Source organism: Arthrobacter sp. NPDC057013 (assembly GCF_042674585.1).
Classification (GTDB): Bacteria; Actinomycetota; Actinomycetes; order Actinomycetales; family Micrococcaceae; genus Arthrobacter.
Map to the genome: position 1 here is coordinate 651,828 of NZ_JBHUSE010000001.1, position 17,472 is coordinate 669,299.

Annotated in this window: 15 protein-coding genes; 9 read left to right on the forward strand and 6 right to left on the reverse strand. The window is 69.0% G+C overall.

Annotated features, from left to right (window positions below):
- Window positions 1–30: 30 nt before the first annotated feature.
- From ACFTSA_RS03070 to ACFTSA_RS03085, 4 genes are all read right to left on the reverse strand, one after another.
- Window positions 31–990, reverse strand: a complete 960-nt coding sequence (locus tag ACFTSA_RS03070) for a hypothetical protein (protein ID WP_377949527.1) — start codon at window positions 988–990, stop codon at window positions 31–33.
- Between the two features lie 253 nt (window positions 991–1,243).
- Window positions 1,244–2,926, reverse strand: coding sequence for a formate--tetrahydrofolate ligase (locus ACFTSA_RS03075; RefSeq protein WP_377949529.1), 1,683 nt, complete (start codon window positions 2,924–2,926; stop codon window positions 1,244–1,246).
- A 21-nt stretch (window positions 2,927–2,947) separates the two neighbouring features.
- Window positions 2,948–4,225, reverse strand: a complete 1,278-nt coding sequence (gene mshA, locus ACFTSA_RS03080; RefSeq protein WP_377949531.1) for a D-inositol-3-phosphate glycosyltransferase — start codon at window positions 4,223–4,225, stop codon at window positions 2,948–2,950.
- Between the two features lie 179 nt (window positions 4,226–4,404).
- Complete coding sequence (locus ACFTSA_RS03085; RefSeq protein ID WP_377949533.1) at window positions 4,405–5,847, reverse strand: 6-phospho-beta-glucosidase; 1,443 nt, start codon at window positions 5,845–5,847, stop codon at window positions 4,405–4,407.
- Between the two features lie 125 nt (window positions 5,848–5,972).
- Between ACFTSA_RS03085 and ACFTSA_RS03090 the strand changes: the two genes are divergently transcribed.
- The 6 genes from ACFTSA_RS03090 (at window position 5,973) to tsaD (ending at window position 11,625) form a co-directional block, all read left to right on the forward strand.
- Window positions 5,973–7,064 (forward strand): carbohydrate kinase family protein, encoded by a 1,092-nt coding sequence (locus ACFTSA_RS03090; RefSeq protein WP_377949535.1) that lies wholly within the window; start codon window positions 5,973–5,975, stop codon window positions 7,062–7,064.
- 245 nt (window positions 7,065–7,309) lie between these two features.
- Window positions 7,310–8,548 carry an alanine racemase gene (gene alr, locus ACFTSA_RS03095; protein ID WP_377949536.1) on the forward strand — a complete coding sequence of 413 codons (1,239 nt, stop codon included), beginning with the start codon at window positions 7,310–7,312 and terminating at the stop codon, window positions 8,546–8,548.
- Complete coding sequence (gene tsaE, locus ACFTSA_RS03100) at window positions 8,545–9,165, forward strand: tRNA (adenosine(37)-N6)-threonylcarbamoyltransferase complex ATPase subunit type 1 TsaE (RefSeq protein WP_377949538.1); 621 nt, start codon at window positions 8,545–8,547, stop codon at window positions 9,163–9,165. Before alr ends, tsaE begins: the two co-directional genes overlap by 4 nt.
- Window positions 9,165–9,836 (forward strand): tRNA (adenosine(37)-N6)-threonylcarbamoyltransferase complex dimerization subunit type 1 TsaB, encoded by a 672-nt coding sequence (gene tsaB / locus ACFTSA_RS03105; protein ID WP_377949540.1) that lies wholly within the window; start codon window positions 9,165–9,167, stop codon window positions 9,834–9,836. The genes tsaE and tsaB overlap by 1 nt, the downstream gene beginning before the upstream one ends.
- A 98-nt stretch (window positions 9,837–9,934) precedes the next feature.
- Window positions 9,935–10,486 carry a ribosomal protein S18-alanine N-acetyltransferase gene (rimI, locus tag ACFTSA_RS03110; protein WP_377949817.1) on the forward strand — a complete coding sequence of 184 codons (552 nt, stop codon included), beginning with the start codon at window positions 9,935–9,937 and terminating at the stop codon, window positions 10,484–10,486.
- Window positions 10,483–11,625 (forward strand): tRNA (adenosine(37)-N6)-threonylcarbamoyltransferase complex transferase subunit TsaD, encoded by a 1,143-nt coding sequence (gene tsaD, locus ACFTSA_RS03115; protein ID WP_377949542.1) that lies wholly within the window; start codon window positions 10,483–10,485, stop codon window positions 11,623–11,625. The genes rimI and tsaD overlap by 4 nt, the downstream gene beginning before the upstream one ends.
- Window positions 11,626–11,677: 52 nt before the next feature.
- On the opposite strand, the gene ACFTSA_RS03120 is transcribed toward tsaD, so the two are convergent.
- Window positions 11,678–12,829 (reverse strand): glutamate--cysteine ligase, encoded by a 1,152-nt coding sequence (locus tag ACFTSA_RS03120; RefSeq protein ID WP_377949544.1) that lies wholly within the window; start codon window positions 12,827–12,829, stop codon window positions 11,678–11,680.
- 467 nt (window positions 12,830–13,296) lie between these two features.
- On the opposite strand from ACFTSA_RS03120, the gene ACFTSA_RS03125 reads away from it, so the two are divergent.
- Window positions 13,297–14,736: a glycoside hydrolase family 3 N-terminal domain-containing protein gene (locus tag ACFTSA_RS03125; protein WP_377949546.1), complete on the forward strand. Its 1,440-nt coding sequence runs from the start codon at window positions 13,297–13,299 to the stop codon at window positions 14,734–14,736.
- Between the two features lie 42 nt (window positions 14,737–14,778).
- Entirely contained in the window at window positions 14,779–15,606 is an 828-nt protein-coding gene (locus tag ACFTSA_RS03130) for a shikimate 5-dehydrogenase (RefSeq protein ID WP_377949548.1), read from the forward strand.
- A gap of 21 nt (window positions 15,607–15,627) precedes the next feature.
- On the opposite strand, the gene ACFTSA_RS03135 is transcribed toward ACFTSA_RS03130, so the two are convergent.
- Window positions 15,628–16,857, reverse strand: coding sequence for an SAM-dependent methyltransferase (locus tag ACFTSA_RS03135; RefSeq protein ID WP_377949550.1), 1,230 nt, complete (start codon window positions 16,855–16,857; stop codon window positions 15,628–15,630).
- Window positions 16,858–16,912: 55 nt separating this feature from the next.
- Between ACFTSA_RS03135 and ACFTSA_RS03140 the strand changes: the two genes are divergently transcribed.
- On the forward strand, window positions 16,913–17,314 hold the full coding sequence (locus ACFTSA_RS03140; RefSeq protein ID WP_377949552.1) for a hypothetical protein: 402 nt from the start codon (window positions 16,913–16,915) through the stop codon (window positions 17,312–17,314).
- Window positions 17,315–17,472: the final 158 nt, after the last annotated feature.

Genomic DNA, 17,472 nt, shown 5'->3' on the forward strand with positions numbered 1-17,472 from the left:
ACTTCCTGCAGAGATGACGGCCACCCTCTCTCACCGGGGGCCGGCAAAGCCGGACGCATGAGGATGGTCCAGCTGCGCCATTCGCCTTGCCCGCTTTATCCGGATGACCGCCCCATGAAATCCCTCATCGAGGTCGTCCTTTCCTACCGTCAGGACGGTCCATCCCGCCGCCTCGAAAGCTTTGTCTCGCCGTCTGTCGCGGAAGATCTGAGCTTCGACGAGGTGATGACCGCCGTCGTACTGAATGGCGATCCGCTGCGCACGGTATCCGAGATCTGCCGACGGCGACAACGGGTCGCCGCTTCTCAGTGTGAGTTGGAGGTCAGGTTCAGGGAGTCCGGCGTCCACCATCGCCAGACGAAGCATTGATTCAGGCGCCGAGTCTGCGCCCACCCGCATCAGCTCCAGGGCTTCCCTGGCACGGACAATGCCCTGAAGATTGGGGTGGCGCAGAACGAGGGAGCGTAAACCGTTCAGAGTGTCGAAAGGCTGCGCCCGGCCCTCGAATTCCATTCGTGGAATACGGATTATCTGGTCACCCATGCACACCAAGTCCCGCAGCGGCAGTCTTCGTGCCAAATCCAGCCATGTCCGTGACCGGGTGCTGATACGGATGCCGTCGACTGTTTCAATCTCGTCTTCTTCCGCCAGCAGGGTATGGCCAAGCACTCCCTTACGACGCACCGAGGGAAGACATTTGGGTTTGCTCAAATGTAGTTCTGTAGAGTCCGCGAGCCATGGCGGCAGCACTTGGCACCGGAGCCGCGCCGCAGTGACGTGGGAGATCCATGCGCCCGGAGAAGCCTCCGACAGCGCCCTGGCCGCCGCTTCCAGATCAAAGTCCCAGTCCCACGGGCGGTAGAGTCCGCGCCCCACATGAATCACATCCCGACGCCGCAGCCTTGAGGCGGGAATGCCTTCGGTCCGAGCCGAGTCGAAGGTGAATGGGGCTGACGCCAATCGGGGAGGTAAGCTGTCGCGCGTTTCCATGCAGGCATTGTGACTCAGATCCAGGAACTGCCGCAGAAGTTATCCACAGGCGGCAGAGGGTCGGGCCGAAACCCGCAGGTAGTGAGAGAGGGCCGGGGATAAACCCGCAGGTAGTGAGAGAGGGTCGGGCCGAAACCGGCAGGTAGTGAGAGAGGGTCGGGCCGAAACCGGCAGGTAGTGAGAGAGGGGCGGGCCGAAACCGGCAGGTAGTGAGAGAGGGTCGGGGTTGAGGCGACGGGACGTGAGGAGGCGTCTAGAAGAGGCCGATTGGGTTGCCGGCGTCGTCCACGTCCATCCGCATTGCCGCGGGTACGGCGGGGAGGCCGGGCATGGTCATCACCGCTCCGGTGAGGGCCACGATGAAGCCGGCTCCTGTCTTGGGGATGAGGTCACGCACATGGATGGTGAACCCCTTGGGCGCCCCCAGCCGTGAGGCGTCGTCCGTGAACGAGTACTGGGTTTTCGCCATGCAGACCGGCAGGCCCGACCAGCCGTTCTTCTCGATGTCCGCCAGCCGGCGCAGCGCAGGCACCGAGAAGTCCACGCCGTCGGCGCCGTAGATCTCCTGGACAATCGTGCGGATCTTGTCCTCCACCGACATGTCCAGCGGGTAGAGATGCCGGAACGACGACGGCCCGCTCACCGCAGCGGCGACCTTGGCAGCCAGTTCATCGCCGCCGTCGCCCCCTCCGCCGCGTCCCCAGATGTCCGCCACGGAGGCCTGGATGCCCTCGCCTGCGCACCAGCCGAGCAGCCAGTCGAGCTCCGCCGGGGTGTCGGAGGGGAACCTGTTGATGGCCACCACCGGCGTCACGCCGAACCGCTCCACGTTCCGGACGTGCCGGCGCAGGTTCACCACACCCGCCTGCACGGCCTCAACGTCGGGCTCGTTCAGCCGGTCCTTGGGAACCCCGCCTTGCATCTTGAGTGCGCGAACGGTCGCCACCACCACGACGGCGGCCGGCGCCACGTCTGCGATCCGCGCCTTGATGTCCATGAACTTCTCCGCGCCGAGGTCGGCCCCGAACCCCGCCTCCGTCACCACGATGTCGGCCAGCCGCCGCGCGGTTTGCGTGGCGATCAGCGAGTTGCACCCGTGGGCGATGTTCGCGAATGGCCCGCCATGGACCAGTGCGGGGGTGCCGGCGATGGTCTGGACGAGGTTCGGCTTGATCGCGTCCTTCAGCAGCAGCGTCAGCGCGCCCTGCACGCCCAGGTCGGCAACGGTAACGGGCGTCCGGTCATGGGTGTAGCCGAAAGTGATGCGGCCCAGCCGGTCCCGCAGGTCGGCTACGTCGGTGGCGAGGCAGAAGACCGCCATGATTTCGGAGGCAACGGTGATGTCGAAGCCGTCCTGGCGCGGGACGCCCTGGGCGGGGCCGCCAAGTCCGATCACGATCTCCCGAAGGGAGCGGTCATTCATGTCCAGGACCCGCTTGAACGTCATGCGGCGCGGGTCGATGTTCAGTTCGTTGCCCTGGTAGATGTGGTTGTCCACGAGGGCCATGAGGGCGTTGTTGGCGGACGTCACGGCGTGGAAGTCGCCGGTGAAGTGCAGGTTGATCTCGTCCATGGGCAGCACCTGGGAGAGGCCGCCGCCCGTGGCACCGCCCTTCATTCCGAGGATAGGGCCGAGCGAAGGCTCCCGCAGCGCGACCATCACCCTGTGGCCCGCCCGGGCAAGGGAGTCCGCCAGTCCCACGGTCGTGGTTGATTTTCCTTCTCCCGCCGGCGTTGGCGACATCGCCGAGACCAGGACCACCTTTCCGGCGGGTGCGGGGGCTGACAGCTTCGCGGGGTCGATCTTGGCCTTGTACCGGCCGTAGTGCTCCACCGCCCCGGCGTCGATGCCGGCAGCCGCGGCGATGTCCTCGATGGGCCGCAGCACTGCCCTGCGGGCAATGTCCAGGTCGCTCAGGGGAGTGCTGTCAGACATCGTTGTCCTTTCAGGATGGGTTCAGCCCGTGAGCCGGGTCCCGTAGACGGCGGCCATGGGGTGGCTGGAGGCGTATTCGTCGACGGCGGCGTGGTAGCTGTCGAGGGTGATGGCGGCGGTGCGCTGCCACCCGGAGTTTGTGGCGTGGATGGCGGCGGCGGTCCCCATGGTGTGCCGGGTGTCGGGGTCGTCGTGCAGGGCTTCGAGGGCGTCGGCCCAGTCTGCGGCACCGTGTCCGTCCACGAGGAGGCCGGTGCGGCCGTGGCTGACCGCGCGGGTGAGTCCGCCGACGCGGGTGGCGAGGACTGGGGTGCCGCAGGCCTGGGCCTCGAGCGCGACCAGGCCGAAGGACTCGCTGTAGGACGGCATGACGACGACGTCGGCGGCCCGGAACCAGCCGGCAAGTTCAGGGGCGCTGACGGGCGGGTGGTGGGTGACGACGTCGTCGAGCCCGGCGGCGCTCACGAGGGAATTGAGGTTGAAGTCCTTGGCTCCGCTGAGCGCGCCGAGGATGGTGAGTTTGAGGTCGATGTCGGGGCGGCGGCGACGCAGCAGTGCGGCGGCCTTGAGCAGGATCTGCGGGCCCTTGAGGCGTTGGATCCGGCCGGCGAAGAGCAGGTGGAAAGTGCCGGAGGCGATGCCGTGGGCCGTGCGGGACCGGGCGCGGAAGGCGGGGGTGAACACGGAGAGGTCCACGCCCGGGGGTGCGACGTCGATGTGGTCGAAATCAGCACCGTAATGGGAGACGAGTTCGGCGGCTTCGGCGGTGGTGTTGGCGATGAGGCGGGTGGCGCCGTCGACGATCCGGTGTTCGCCGTCCTCGCGGCGCCGCGGTTCGGGCTGTTCGCCGGAGTGCAGGAGGAGGTTCTTGACCTTGGCCATGGTGTGCATGGTGTGCACGAGCGGGACGTTCCAGAGGGCGGAGAGCTCCAGGCCCGCGACGCCGGAGACCCAGTAGTGGGAGTGAATGAGGTCGTAGCGTCCGTGCGGCTGCTGGGCGCGGATGCGCTCGATTTCCGCGACCATGCTGTGCAGAAGTTCGGGGAGTTCTTCTTTAGGCAGCTTGCGGGGCGGGCCCGCCATGACGTTGTGGACGCAGACGCCGGGGTCCGGATGTTCGACGGCGGGCTGGCCGGCGGCCGTGGACCGGGTAAAGACTTCCACTTCGATGCCGGTTTCGGCCAGGGCGGAGGCGAGGCCGCGGATGTAGACGTTCATGCCGCCGGCGTCCCCGGAACCGGGCTGTTCCATGGGGGAGGTATGCAACGACAGGAAAGCCACTCGTTTGATGACGGACACGGCCCTCCCTCCTCTCCGTGCTGCGGGAACTGCGTCGGATAAAACACTACTCCTCAACGCTCAGCGGAACGGTGGCGCTGGAACTGCTGCCAACGTGGCCTCCCGCACGCCAGCCAGGGCTACATGCGGTGTAGCACGGCAGTGCTAAAACCCGTCCGGCGCGTAACCGCTGCACGGGCTCAGTGCCGCCACAACGCGGCCAACTCCGGGAACGCATCCTCGTAGCCGGTGAGCAGCGCCTCAGCCGAGCCGTACGAACCAACCAGGGGGTGTTCCGCGAACGCTTCCAGCGCAGCATCGCGGTCACCAGTGGAGGCGGCGCGGACCGTGAGCAGCTCCACCTTCTTTACCTGCTGCAGGAGGCCGAGTTGCGGTTCGGCGGGCCGGCCCTGCGGGATGGGAACCGCCCCTTCCGGCGTGACCGCGCAGGGAACTTCGACCACGGCGTCCCCCGGCAGCCCGGGAATTGCGGCCTGGGTGCCGCCCGCACCTGCAAGCTGTCCGGCGGAGTTCGGGGCATTGAGGATCAGCTCCGTAGGGCCGCCACCGGCCAGCGCCCGCATCACCGCCAGCGCCACCTGCTCGTAACCGCCGCCGGCAAGGTCCTCGGGCTTCCGTGCCTCGCCGGCGGGCCTGGCCTCGGCCAGGTACCCCTCCTCGCGGGACCGCCGCGCCGCCTCCCACAGGCCGTATGCCTGGTCTCCGGCACCCGCCAGCCGCGGATACAGCTCCGCCTGCTGGCCGTGGATCGACTCGCCGCGCGTCATCGTCATGGCCCGCATGCCCGACGCCGCGCGCGCCGTCTCGTAGTAATAGAACAGGTACTCGTTCGGCAGCAGCCCCAGATCGCGCAGGAACGGCTGCGGAAACAGCCGGCCCTCTTCAAAGCTGGCGAGGGCGCCGGCATCCGCCAGCAGGCCGGGGAGGACATCCCGGCCGCCGCTCTCCAGCCGGTACAGCCAGCCGAGATGGTTCAGCCCGTAGTAGCCCACGCCGTCGAGCTTTCCCGCCGGCAGCGGCACGCCGGCCGCCTCGGCGGCGCGGTGCACCAGGGCACTCGCGGAATCACAGATGCCGATCACCTTCCGTCCCAGCACGGGAACCAGCGCCTCGGTGACCATCCCCGCCGGGTTGGTGAAGTTGACCAGCCACGCGCCCGGGCAGTGCGTCCGCATGCCGGCGGCCAGCTCCAGCATGGCCGGGATGGACCGCAGAGCATACGAGATGCCGCCGGCGCCGGTGGTTTCCTGTCCCAGCAGCCCGAGCTTCTGTGCCACCCGTTCGTCGGCGATCCGGCCGGCCGTTCCGCCCGGACGGATGGCGGCGAACACCACATCCGTCCCGTCGAGTGCCTGGCGGAGGGACGTTGTGGAGGTCACCACGGGCGGACGCCCGGAGGAATGTCCGACGCCGGAACTTCCGTCCGCCGCGCCGCTCGCCTCCGGTGACCTGCTGATTTCCGAAGACATGGACCGCAGCACGGCCTCGATGGCGGCCAGGCGGCCGCCGTCGACGTCGTACAGGACCACCTCACTGACCAGGCCGGAATAGGGTCCGGAACAGAGGGCACGGTAAACAAGGGGAACCCGGAATCCGCCGCCGCCGGCGATCATGAGCCGCATGGCAGGAGTTTATGCGCAGCAACCAGCGACACGCCCCGAACTGCGGCGCCACATCCAGCCCGGATGCGTCCGGCCCCCAATTCGCGGGGTTTCAACACAAAGGTGCACAGCGTAATGTGCCGAGCATGGAGGCGAATCACGCACGCCGGTTCGACCCCCTCGCTGCCGTCCGTATGCAGGCCGCGGGGGAGTTCGACCTGCTGCTGGCCGGGACCGTTTTTCAGGACATCATCTTCACCGGGCTGCCGCACGCGCCCGAACCCGGAACGGAAATCTGGAGCGAGGGAATGGGCAGCTGCCCCGGCGGCGTGGCCAACCAGGCCATTGCGGCGGCGCGCCTTGGCTTGCGGACGGGGCTGGCGGCGGCCTTCGGGGACGACGGCTACGGCGATTACAACTGGAAGATCCTGGACCGGCAGGAGCACGTGGACCTGTCCCTGTCCCGCCGGGTCCCGGGCTGGCACTCGCCGGTGACCGTATCCCTCAGCGTGAACCACGACCGCTCGATGGTCACGCACGGGCACCCGGCGCCGGTGACCTCCTCCGAGCTGATTGGGGATCCGCCCCGCGCGCTGGCTGCCGTCGCGGACCTCGGCCATGAAGTGGAGCCCTGGGCGCTCGCGGCGCACAGGGAAGGCGTGAAGCTGTTCGGCGACGTCGGCTGGGACCCAACCGGCCAATGGGCCCACGCGCGGCTTGCGAACCTGCAGTATTTCCACGCCTTTATGCCCAACCAGCGCGAGGCCATGGCCTTCACCGGCAAAGACGATCCCTGGGCGGCGCTGTATTCGCTGGCGGATCGGGTGCCGGTGGCGGTGGTGACCCTGGGGGCGCAAGGGGCCGTAGCCGTGGACTCCGAATCCGGCGAGGAGGAGTGGGTGCCGTCGCTGCCGGTGGCCGCCTACGATCCGACCGGCGCCGGGGACTGCTTCGGGGCCGCGTTCATCGTCGGGAGCCTGGCGGGGTGGCCGCTCAGCGACCGGCTGCGTTTCGCCAACCTCTGCGCCGCGCTGGCCGTCCAGGAGGTGGGCGGTTCCCTCGCAGCGCCCGGATGGGGTGACATCGCCGACTGGTGGAAACGCGCCAATGCCCGGCCCGAACGCCGCGGCAGCCAGTGGCTCCGCCGCTATTCCTTCCTCGCCGACATCGTCAGGGACGTTCCGCAGGAAGCCCCGCGGCGCGCTGCCGCCACCATCGCGCACCTCTCGGACGCCTGAGCAGGGTCTGGGGACACCGAAACGGCCCCTGGACGCGCAGCCGGTTTGGGGACGCGCGCATTCACGCGTCCTGCGGCCGATTGTGCGTCCTGCGGTGCTTGGCGTGTCCTCGGGCCGACCACGTTTCCTGTGGAGCATCCCTTGTCCTCCGCCCGCATGCGCGTCGCCGGGAACTTTCCGCGTCCCCGGCACGCCGTTTTCCGGGCAATTATTTGGCCCGAAGCGCCAGCACTAGAATCAGTAGAGTGATTTATCCAGCAGCAACAGGTGACCGCCCGGCAGTATCGGGCCCGGCCGGGACGTTCCACGCATACGACCGGATGGCCCATGAGCGCTCCGCCGTCATCGATCTCGAGGCCATCCGGCACAACGTCCGGCGGCTCGCCGCGGCCGCCGAGCCGGCCAAGGTCATGGCAGTGGTCAAGGCTGACGCCTATGGCCACGGCGCGGTGCCCGTAGCCCGCGCGGCCCTCGAGGCAGGCGCCAGCTGGCTGGGCGTGGCACACATCTCCGAGGCGCTGGCACTGCGCGCGGCCGGCATCGAAGCCCCGCTGCTCGCCTGGCTGCACACCCCGGAAAGCAACTTCGGGGCGGCGGTGGCTGCCGGGATCGACATCGGGTGCTCCGGCTGGGAGCTGGAACAGATCGTGGCCGCCGCCCGGGAACAGGAACGGCCCGCCCGCGTCCACCTCAAAGTCGACACGGGGCTGGGCCGCAACGGCGCCACCGTCGAGGTGTGGGACCGCCTGGTGGGTGAAGCCGTGGAATACCAGGACCAGGGCCTGCTGCGCGTGGTGGGCATCTTCTCCCACCTTGCCGTGGCCGACGAACCCGAGCGCCCGGAAACGGATGACCAGCTCGCCGCATTCCGCGAGGTCCTCGCCATCGCCGAAGACGCCGGTGTGGATCCCGAAGTCCGGCACCTGGCGAACACCCCGGCCACGCTGTCCCGGCCGGACACGCACTTCGACCTGGTCCGCGCGGGGCTGGGGATCTACGGCCTCTCGCCCTTCGAGGGACAGACCTCTGCGGAGCTGGGCCTCCGCCCCGCGATGACCCTGCGCACTGTCGTGTCCCACTGCAAGGACGTGCACTCCGGCCAGGGAGTCTCGTACGGCTTCAACTACCGCACCTCCGGCGAGAGCACGCTGGGGCTCATCCCGCTCGGCTACGCGGATGGCGTGCCCCGCGTCGCCACCGGCGGACCCGTCCGCGTGGAGGGCGTCACTTACCCCGTGGTGGGGCGGATCGCGATGGACCAGATGGTGATCGACCTCGGCCCCCTCGACGTGAGCCGGGGCGGCCACAGCGTCCTCGGGGCAGAGGCGGTCCTCTTCGGCGATGGTGCCGACGGCGGCCCCACGGCCGATGACTGGGCCCGCGCCGCCGGCACCAACAACTACGAGATCGTCACCCGCATCAGCCCCCGTGTGCCTCGTGCCTACATCAACGAAACGGCCGCCGCCGAAACGCCGGCGCCATGAGTGTTCCGGAAACCGGCGGCGTTCCGGAAACCGGCAACGTTCCGGAAACCGGCAATGCTCCGCTGTGGGTCCAGACCCTGACGGTCACGACGGCGGACCAGACCCATGCGCTCGGCGCAGCCCTGGCGGAGGTGCTCCGGGCGGGGGATCTCCTGGTGCTGACGGGAGAACTGGGCGCCGGCAAGACGACCTTTACGCAAGGCCTGGGCGAAGGCCTGGGCGTCCGCGAGGGCATCATTTCCCCGACCTTCGTGCTGGTGCGCATCCACCCGAACCTCCCCGACGGGCGGCGTCCTGGCGGGCCTGACCTGGTGCACGTGGACGCGTACCGGCTGGGATCGGCGTCGGAAATCGACGACATCGACCTGGAGAACACGCTGGACTCTGCCGTGACTGTCGTGGAGTGGGGCCGGGACCGCGTGGAGCACCTGACCGAGAGCCGGCTCGAGGTGGAACTGCACCGCCAGTTGGGCGGCGCCGCCGCGGCCTACCGGACCGGGAACGGTGCCCTGGATTTCGAGTCGGAGGACGACGACGAGCCCCGCACCATCATCATCCGCGGCTTCGGGCCGCGCTGGGCCGAACAGCCTGTTCTGGCCCCGGAAGGAATCTCCTGATGCTCATTCTTGCCATCGACACCTCAGCCGTGGCCAGCGCCGCGCTGGTGTCCGACGACGCCCTGGAGGGTGTGGTGGGCAACTTCTCCACCGAGGACACAAGGAGCCACGCCGAGGTCCTCGCCCCCGGGATCGAGCGGCTGCTCGCGGACGCCGGCGTGACCGGAGCCGACATTGACGCGATCGTGGTGGGCGTTGGCCCCGGTCCCTTCACCGGGCTCCGGTCCGGCATTGCGACGGCGCGCACCCTGGCCTTTGTCTGGAACACCCCGCTGCACGGCATGATGAGCCTCGACGCCGTGGCCCTCGAGGTGGCCGAGGCCACCGACGCGCCGGCCGAGTTCCTGGTGGCTACGGACGCCCGGCGCAAAGAGGTCTACTGGGCGCGCTACACCCTGGCCGCGGGCCAGCTGCCAAAGCTCACGGACGGGCCGCACGTGGGCTTCGCCGCTGACCTTCCTGACCTGCCTGCTTACGGCGCGGGCGCAGGGCTGTACCCCGACGACGTGCGTGCGGATCCGGACTTCAGCACCGAACAGCCGGACGCACTGTACCTGGGCCAGTTCGCGCTGGCGAGGCTGGAATCGGGCGAGGAGCTCCTGGACTCCACGCCGCTGTACCTCCGTGAATCGGACGCCCAGGTCCCCGGCCCCCGGAAGCGTGCCCTGTGAACCTGCTGCCCGAATCATCCGGAGCTTCCGCCAGCCAGGCCCCCGGCACCGCACCTGTCCTGCCCCGCCGGCTGGACTCGGGCGTGACCATCCGCGACATGCTCCCTGACGACATTCCGGCCGTCCACAAACTGGAGGTCCGGCTGTTCCCGGTGGACGCCTGGCCGCTGCAGATGTTCTGGGACGAACTGGTGCAGCCGGAGACGCGCCGGTATCTCGTGGCCGAGGGCCCGGACGGCGTCGTCGGCTACGCGGGGCTGATGTGCGTGGAGCCGATCGCGGACGTCCAGACCATCGCCGTCGTCCCCGAGTATGAGGGCAAGGGCATCGGCACGGCGCTCCTCACGGACCTGATCGCCGAGGGGCGGCGCCGCGGCGCAGCCGACATCCTGCTCGAGGTCCGCGCCGACAATCCGCGCGCCCAGCAGCTGTACCTCCGCTTCGGCTTCGAGCAAATCCACGTCCGGAAGAAGTACTACCGCGACGGCGTGGACGCCCTGATCATGCGGCTTCAGCTGGAGGACGTGCTGTCCGTTCACCAGGACATAGTGCACCGGGACATCGTGCACGACGCCGGACCCCAGCCCGCGCAGACTGACGAAGCCGGCCGCGCCGGCGAAACCGCTCCGACGGAGGCAGACCAGAAATGAACCGCTCGCAGCCGCTAGTCCTCGGCATTGAGTCCTCGTGCGACGAAACGGGCGTGGGCATCGTCCGCGGGACCGACCTCCTGACCAACACGGTGTCCTCGTCCATGGAGGAACACGTCCGGTTTGGCGGCGTCATCCCGGAAATCGCCTCCCGCGCCCACTTGGATGCCTTCGTCCCTGCCCTGCAGGCAGCACTGGCCGAGGCGGACGTGACGCTGGATGAGATCGACGCCATCGCGGTGACGTCCGGTCCGGGCCTGGCCGGCGCCCTGATGGTGGGTGTATGCGCCGCCAAGGCGCTCGCCGTCGCCACCGGCAAGCCCCTCTATGCCATCAACCACCTGGTGGCCCACGTGGGGGTCGGCCTCCTGAACTCCCGCGCCGGAACGGGAACGGAGGCCGGTGCCGCTGAAAAACCGGTACTGCCCGAAAACGTCGGCGCCCTGCTGGTGTCCGGCGGCCACACCGAGATCCTGCGCATCCGCAGCATCACCGACGACGTCGAGCTGCTCGGCTCCACCATCGACGACGCCGCCGGCGAGGCGTACGACAAGGTCGCGAGGATCCTGGGCCTGGGATACCCTGGCGGCCCGGCCATTGACCGGCTGGCGCGCGAGGGCAACGCCAAGGCCATCCGGTTCCCGCGCGGACTGACGCAGCCCAAGTACATGGGCACCGCGGAGGAGCCGGGCCGGCACCGCTACGACTGGTCCTTCAGCGGCCTGAAGACCGCGGTGGCCCGGTGCGTCGAACAGTTCGAAGCCGCGGGCGATCCCGTGCCGGTGGCGGACATCGCCGCAGCGTTCCAGGAAGCCGTGGTGGATGTCATCACGTCCAAGGCGGTGCTGGCCTGCCGGGAGCGTGGCATCACCGACGTGCTGCTGGGCGGGGGAGTGGCAGCAAATTCGCGGCTGCGGCAACTGACCGAACAGCGCTGCTCTGCCGCGGGCATCACGCTCCACGTTCCGCCGCTGGACCTGTGCACGGACAACGGCGCGATGGTGGCAGCCCTCGGCGCGCAGCTGGTCATGGCGGGCATCGAACCCAGCGGCATCAGCTTCGCGCCGGACTCCTCCATGCCGGTCACCACTGTTTCCGCGCCGGCAACAGACACGGCCCACGCCAGCGCGGGAGCCTAACACCAGACGGGCCGGCTGCCCCGAGACCGCGGAGGCCGGGGCAAGGCGGGCCCTACGCCGTCGGGCCGTTCCGCATCTGCTTCACGAGGTCGAGGACCACGGCCTGCAGGTTCCCGCCGCTTTCGGCGGCCACCCGGCGCTGGCGCTGGTAGCCGGCGCCACGGCTGATGATCTTCTCGACGTCGGCCAGCTCATCCAGGCAGCCCAGCTTCGCGGCGATGGGTTCGAGCCGGTTGAGCGTCTCGAGCAGGTGGTCGGTGACCAGCCGCTCGTTGCCCTCGGCGTCGAGGATGATGATGGCGTCCATGCCGTAGCGTGCGGCCCGCCACTTGTTCTCCTGGACGTGCCACGGCGGCATGGTGGGAATGCTGCCGCCGGCGTCGAGGATGGTGGAGAATTCGTGGACCAGGCACTGCGTCAGGGCAGCCACGGCGCCCACTTCCTCAAGCGTGGCCAGGCCGTCGCAGATGCGCATCTCGATGGTGCCGAGTGCCGGCACCGGGCGGATGTCCCAGCGGATCTCCGAGATGGTGTCGATCACGCCGGTGGTGAACATGTCCTGGACGTAGGACTCGTATTCCTCCCAGCTGGCGAACTGGAACGGCAGTCCCGCCGTCGGCAGCTGCTGGAACATGAGGGCCCGCTGCGAGGCGTAGCCGGTGTCCTCGCCGCCCCAGAACGGGCTTGATGCGGACAGGGCCTGGAAATGCGGGAAGTAGTTGACCAGGCCGTCAAGCACGGGGAGCACCTTGTCCCGGCGGTCCAGGCCGACGTGGACGTGCACCCCGTAGATCACCATCTGGCGGCCCCACCACTGCGTGCGGTCGATCAGCTTGGCGTAGCGTTCCTTGTCCGTGACCGGCTGCAGCTGGGGCGGGCTGAACGGGTGGCTCCCGGCGCAGAAGACTTCGACGCCCATCGGGTCCGTGACTTCACGGACGGCGGCCAGGGAGCGGGCGAGGTCTTCCTTCGCTTCCGCGGCGGTCTCGCAGATGCCGGTGACCAGCTCCACGGTATTGAGCAGCAGCTCCTGCTTGATGTGCGGGTGCTCGTCATCCTCGTTCAGTTCGGGATGCCGGGCCACGACCCCACGCAGGACCTCGTTGGCCACCGACGAAAGTTCACCGGTCTGCGCATCCACCAGCGCAAGTTCCCATTCCACACCAAGAGTTGATTGCCTGGATGAAGCGAAATCAATCTTCATGTGTTCCTCGCTGTGTGCTGACGTGGGGTCCGGTCGCCGTCCGTTCCTGGCGAACGGCTGGCAGGGGAACGGTCATCCAAGTCTAGTGCAGGGGTAGCATCGAGTTGATGGCTTGGCTACACAGGGCGCGTGAGAGTCTTCACACAACCAGCCGCCCCCAAATCCCCAGACAACATTCCGGCATTGCATGTCCGCGGACTGCGGCAGCGCTCGCGGCGCTGTTCGCTCTTGCGTCGTGCACGGCGCCGCCGTCACCCGGGCCGGGACAAAGCACGACGACGGCGCCCGCGCCTTCCGCTTCCAGCTCACCGCAGACGGCACAGACCGCTACCCCGCAGCCAGGCGCACCCCAGACCGATGCGCACAGCCCCGCCCCGTCCACGGCAAAGCCCGCGAAGGAAACCGCGGCGCTGGGCTGGGGCCCGCAGCAGCGGGACGCCGAGGCTGCGGCCGCGGCAGTGGCGAAAATGACTCTGGAGGAGAAGGCCGGGCAGGTGCTCCTGCCCTTCTACACCGGCCTCGACCACGAAGCCCAGGCTGCCATGGTGGAACGCCTGCACCTTGCCGGCTCCATGATCATGGCCGACAACGTGCCCGGCACCGCCACCGGCCTGGTGGACGTCCAGGCGCTGGCCGGCCTGACGCGCCGGCTGGACCAGGCGTCCCGCGCCGGGGGCCGCACCTGGCCCGGCCTGATCGGCGTCGATCAGGAAGGCGGCGCAGTCAGCCGGGTCGGCGCCCCGCTGACCCGCTGGCCCACCCCGATGAGCTACGGCGCCGCCGGCAGCGTGCCCCTGGCCGCGGAGGCCGGCACCGGGCTGGCGGCGGAACTCGCGCCGCTGGGCTTCACCGTGGACTTCGCGCCCGCGGCCGACGTCACGATGGGCCCCGCCGATCCAACCATCGGCGCGCGGTCCATGTCCGCTGAGCCCCGGGCCGCGGCATCGCTCAGTGCCGGCTTCGCCAAAGGCATGCTCGCCGGCGGGGTGCTGCCCACCGTCAAGCACTTCCCCGGGCACGGTTCCGTGACCACCGATTCCCACAAGGGTCTCCCGGTCCAGAACGCCACCCTCGCTCAGCTGAGGGCGCGGGACTGGAAGCCGTTCCAGTCCGCGGTCAAGGCAGGCGCGCCCATGATCATGACCGGTCACATTGCGGCGAGGGCTCTCGAGCCGGGCGTCCCCGCGTCCCTCTCGAAGGCAACCTACAAGGCGCTCCGCGGCCTGGGTTTCAAGGGCGTGGCCGTCACGGACGGGCTGAACATGGGCGCGGTGGCCGGCCGCTACCCCGGCGGGTCAGCAGCACCGGCCGCGCTGGCAGCCGGGGCGGACCTGCTGCTGATGCCGGCGGACGCAGCCGCCGCCCATGCCGCCGTCGTCCGTGCTGTCACAGAGGGAAAGCTCCCGCTGTCGCGCCTGGAGGACGCGGCCCGCCGCGTGGTCACCATGATGATCTGGCGCGGACGGACGGCCCGGCCGAAGCCTCCGGCGGCGCCGGGAAGCGGCGAGGCCATGTCTGCGAAAATCTCGGCCCGGGCCATCACCGTGGTGGCCGGCAGGTGCAAGGGCGCTTCCGTAGCAGGCCACGTGCGGGTGGCAGGGGGTTCACCGGTGGACCGGGCCCGCTTTGCCGCCGCAGCCAAGGACGCGGGGATCACGCTGGGGACGACGGGTCCGCTGGTCAGCCTGATCGGCTACGGTGCAGGCCCCGCGAAGGGCGATATTGCGGTGGCCCTGGACGCACCGTGGCCCCTGGCGCAGTCCGTCGCACCGACCAAGATCGCCCTCTACGGACGGACGCCCGGAGCATACAAGGCGCTGCTGGCTGTCCTGGCGGGGAAGGCCACCGCCCCCGGAAAGCTGCCGGCCGCCGTCGGACCCTACCGCTCCGGTACCGGCTGCAGGTGACGGCAGCCGGTAATAAAGGCGGTGCCGCCGTTTAATGGAGGGGTGCCGATTCTGAATAAAGACATGACCCTGTGCATCTCCCTCTCGGCCCGGCCGAGCAACAACGGGACCCGCTTCCACAACCACCTGTACGACCAGCTGGGCCTGAACTGGATCTACAAGGCCTTCGCACCCACTGATTTAGCCCAGGCGATCGCGGGCGTCCGCGGCCTGGGGATCCGGGGCTGCGCTGTTTCCATGCCCTACAAGGAGGATGTGATCGCCCTGGTGGATGCCATGGACCCGTCGGCCAAGGCCATCGACTCCGTCAACACCATCGTCAATGACGGCGGCCGCCTGACCGCCTACAACACGGACTACACGGCCATCGAGCAGCTGCTGCAGCGCAATGCCGTGCGGGTGGAGTCATCGGTGCTGCTCAAGGGCGCCGGCGGAATGGCCAAGGCCACGGCCGCAGCCCTGCGCGACGCCGGGTTCAAGGACGTGACCATCATCGCCCGCAACGAAGCTTCCGGCCGGGCGCTCGCCGACCTCTACGGCTTCGGCTGGCGCGCGGAGCTCGGCACCGGCCCGGAGGCCACCGCGGACATGGTCATCAACGTCACGCCCGTGGGAATGGCCGGGGGACCGGAAGCCGACGCCTTGTCCTTCCCCGCCGAAACGATTGAAGCCGCCACAGTGGTGTTCGACGTCGTGGCCCTGCCCGCTGAAACGCCTCTCATCAAGGCTGCCCGGGAGGCCGGCAAGCAGGTCATCACCGGCGCCGAAGTGGCCACCATCCAGGCGCTGGAGCAGTTCGTGCTGTACACGGGCATCCGTCCCACCGACCAGCAGGTCCGGGACGCCGAGGCGTTCGTGCGCGCCCAGTAGGCAGCAGTATGGCCCCTGCAGCTACACGGGCTCCACGGAGACAGCCACTCTTTCTTCCCCGATCCGGGTGAGGACCAGGGTGGCTGTCTTCTTGCCCGCTGCCTTGCCTGCCGCCTTCCCCCCGGGCAGCAGCTGCTTGCGCAGCTCCTCCGGGGTGACGGACGTGCCGCGCTTCTTGATGTCCAGAACGCCGACGCCGTTCTCCCGGACCCAGGTTTTGAGCGCCTTGACGTTGAACGGCATGACCTCCAGGACCCGGTAGGCCCGGGCAAACGGAGTGTCCAGCAGCTCCGGGGCGCAGATGTAGGCGATGTGCTCGTCCACGAGGTGGCCGCCCAGGTCCAGGGCGAGGTCCGCCACCAGACCCGCACGGATGACGGCGCCGTCCGGCTCGTAGAGGAAACCTTCCACCGGGCCCACAGGGGCAACCGGGCCGCCGTCGAACTCCTCACCGCTGGTGAGTTCCGCCGCGCCCTCCGCGCCGATGACCAGGGCGGCCCGGCGGATCCCGGGCCTGGCCACGGCGTTGAACCACAGCGTGACCTCGGTGACGTCGCCGCCCACCGAGACCCACTGCGCCTCACAGCCGGCAGGCACCGAATCGTGCGGCATGCCCGGGCCCATCTTCACGCCGACGGCGCGCCCCGCGGCGGCCAGCGACTCCACGAAGGACAGCGGGGGAGAGAACGCCTCGGGGTCCCAGATCCGCTTGGTGCCCGAGGTGGTGGTGGTGCGCCGGGCGGGGTCCAGCCAGACGCCGGCACCGTCCTCCAGCGCCACCGACGTCGCGTCCGAATGGACCACCGTGGCGTGCGGAAAAGGGATGAGGTTGATCGTGGCGCAGGCGGCGGTGGTCTCGTCGACCTCCACGGCGGTCACGGCGATGTCCAGTGACGCCAGGGCCATGGCATCCGCGCCGAGCCCGCAGCCGAGGTCCGCAACGTGGCGGACGCCCGCCTGGGCAAAGCGCTGGGCGTGCCGGGCGGCAACGTTGAGCCGGGTGGCTTGCTCCAGTCCGGCCTGGGTGAAGAGCATCTGCCGGGCAAACTCGCCGAACTTGGCCTCGGCCCTGGTCCGCAGCCGTGACTGCGTCAGCACGGCGGACACGAGTTCGGGGGAGTGGCCGGCCTTGCGCAGGCTTGAGCTGAGCGTGAAGGAGTCGTCCTCCCGGTAGGGTCCGAGCGAGGCCAGCAGCTCCCATCCTTCTTCTGTGAGGAGCGGGGCGATCTGGTCCTGCGGTGCGTCAGACATGGGATCAAGCCTAGTGGAGCCGCCGGCCCAGCCTCTTCCCGATAGGGTGGTCTGAATGGAATCCAGCGAAACGCCAACCCCCGGTCAGCCCGAAAGCTCCAACCCCGGCCCGGTGCAGCATAGCCGCCTGGTCCGGTATGCACGCCCCGTGCTGATCGCCGGCGCCGTTATCGCCCTCGTCTGTCTTGTCCTGCTGGTGATCATCTTCCTGCTGGACTCCTTCAACGCCACTGTCTATTCGGTGGGCGGCAAGAACATCAGCGACCCCACCGAGGAAGCCCGGCAGATCCGCGACCTGTACCTGGGCGCCCGTATTGGCGGCATTGTGGTGCTTATCGTGTCGGCCGTGATCGCCGCGGCGGCGGCAGTCGTGCTTGTCCGCGACCAGCGAAAAGCGGGAGACGGGGACGCCGACGGCGACGAGGACCTGGGGTTTGACGACCTTGCCGGGCGCTGAACGAGAGGCCCGCGCGGGTTACGGCAGATGAAATTCTGGCACTCACCTTGACCGAGTGCTAACCCCTTACATAGAGTCATCATTAGCACTCTCCCTAGGAGGGTGCTAACACACGAAGAGCTGCCAGCCTGGCTGCTGCCGGCACCGCGACGACGGTC

Bases quoted from the DNA above. Each gene is read 5' to 3' on its own strand.
- ACFTSA_RS03070 (WP_377949527.1), bottom strand. From the start codon at position 990: ATGGAAACGCGCGACAGCTTACCTCCCCGATTGGCGTCAGCCCCATTC.
- ACFTSA_RS03075 (WP_377949529.1), bottom strand. From the start codon at position 2,926: ATGTCTGACAGCACTCCCCTGAGCGACCTGGACATTGCCCGCAGGGCA.
- ACFTSA_RS03085 (WP_377949533.1), bottom strand. From the start codon at position 5,847: ATGCGGCTCATGATCGCCGGCGGCGGCGGATTCCGGGTTCCCCTTGTT.
- ACFTSA_RS03090 (WP_377949535.1), top strand. From the start codon at position 5,973: ATGGAGGCGAATCACGCACGCCGGTTCGACCCCCTCGCTGCCGTCCGT.
- tsaE (WP_377949538.1), top strand. From the start codon at position 8,545: ATGAGTGTTCCGGAAACCGGCGGCGTTCCGGAAACCGGCAACGTTCCG.
- tsaB (WP_377949540.1), top strand. From the start codon at position 9,165: ATGCTCATTCTTGCCATCGACACCTCAGCCGTGGCCAGCGCCGCGCTG.
- rimI (WP_377949817.1), top strand. From the start codon at position 9,935: ATGCTCCCTGACGACATTCCGGCCGTCCACAAACTGGAGGTCCGGCTG.
- tsaD (WP_377949542.1), top strand. From the start codon at position 10,483: ATGAACCGCTCGCAGCCGCTAGTCCTCGGCATTGAGTCCTCGTGCGAC.
- ACFTSA_RS03120 (WP_377949544.1), bottom strand. From the start codon at position 12,829: ATGAAGATTGATTTCGCTTCATCCAGGCAATCAACTCTTGGTGTGGAA.
- ACFTSA_RS03125 (WP_377949546.1), top strand. From the start codon at position 13,297: ATGACTCTGGAGGAGAAGGCCGGGCAGGTGCTCCTGCCCTTCTACACC.
- ACFTSA_RS03135 (WP_377949550.1), bottom strand. From the start codon at position 16,857: ATGTCTGACGCACCGCAGGACCAGATCGCCCCGCTCCTCACAGAAGAA.
- ACFTSA_RS03140 (WP_377949552.1), top strand. From the start codon at position 16,913: ATGGAATCCAGCGAAACGCCAACCCCCGGTCAGCCCGAAAGCTCCAAC.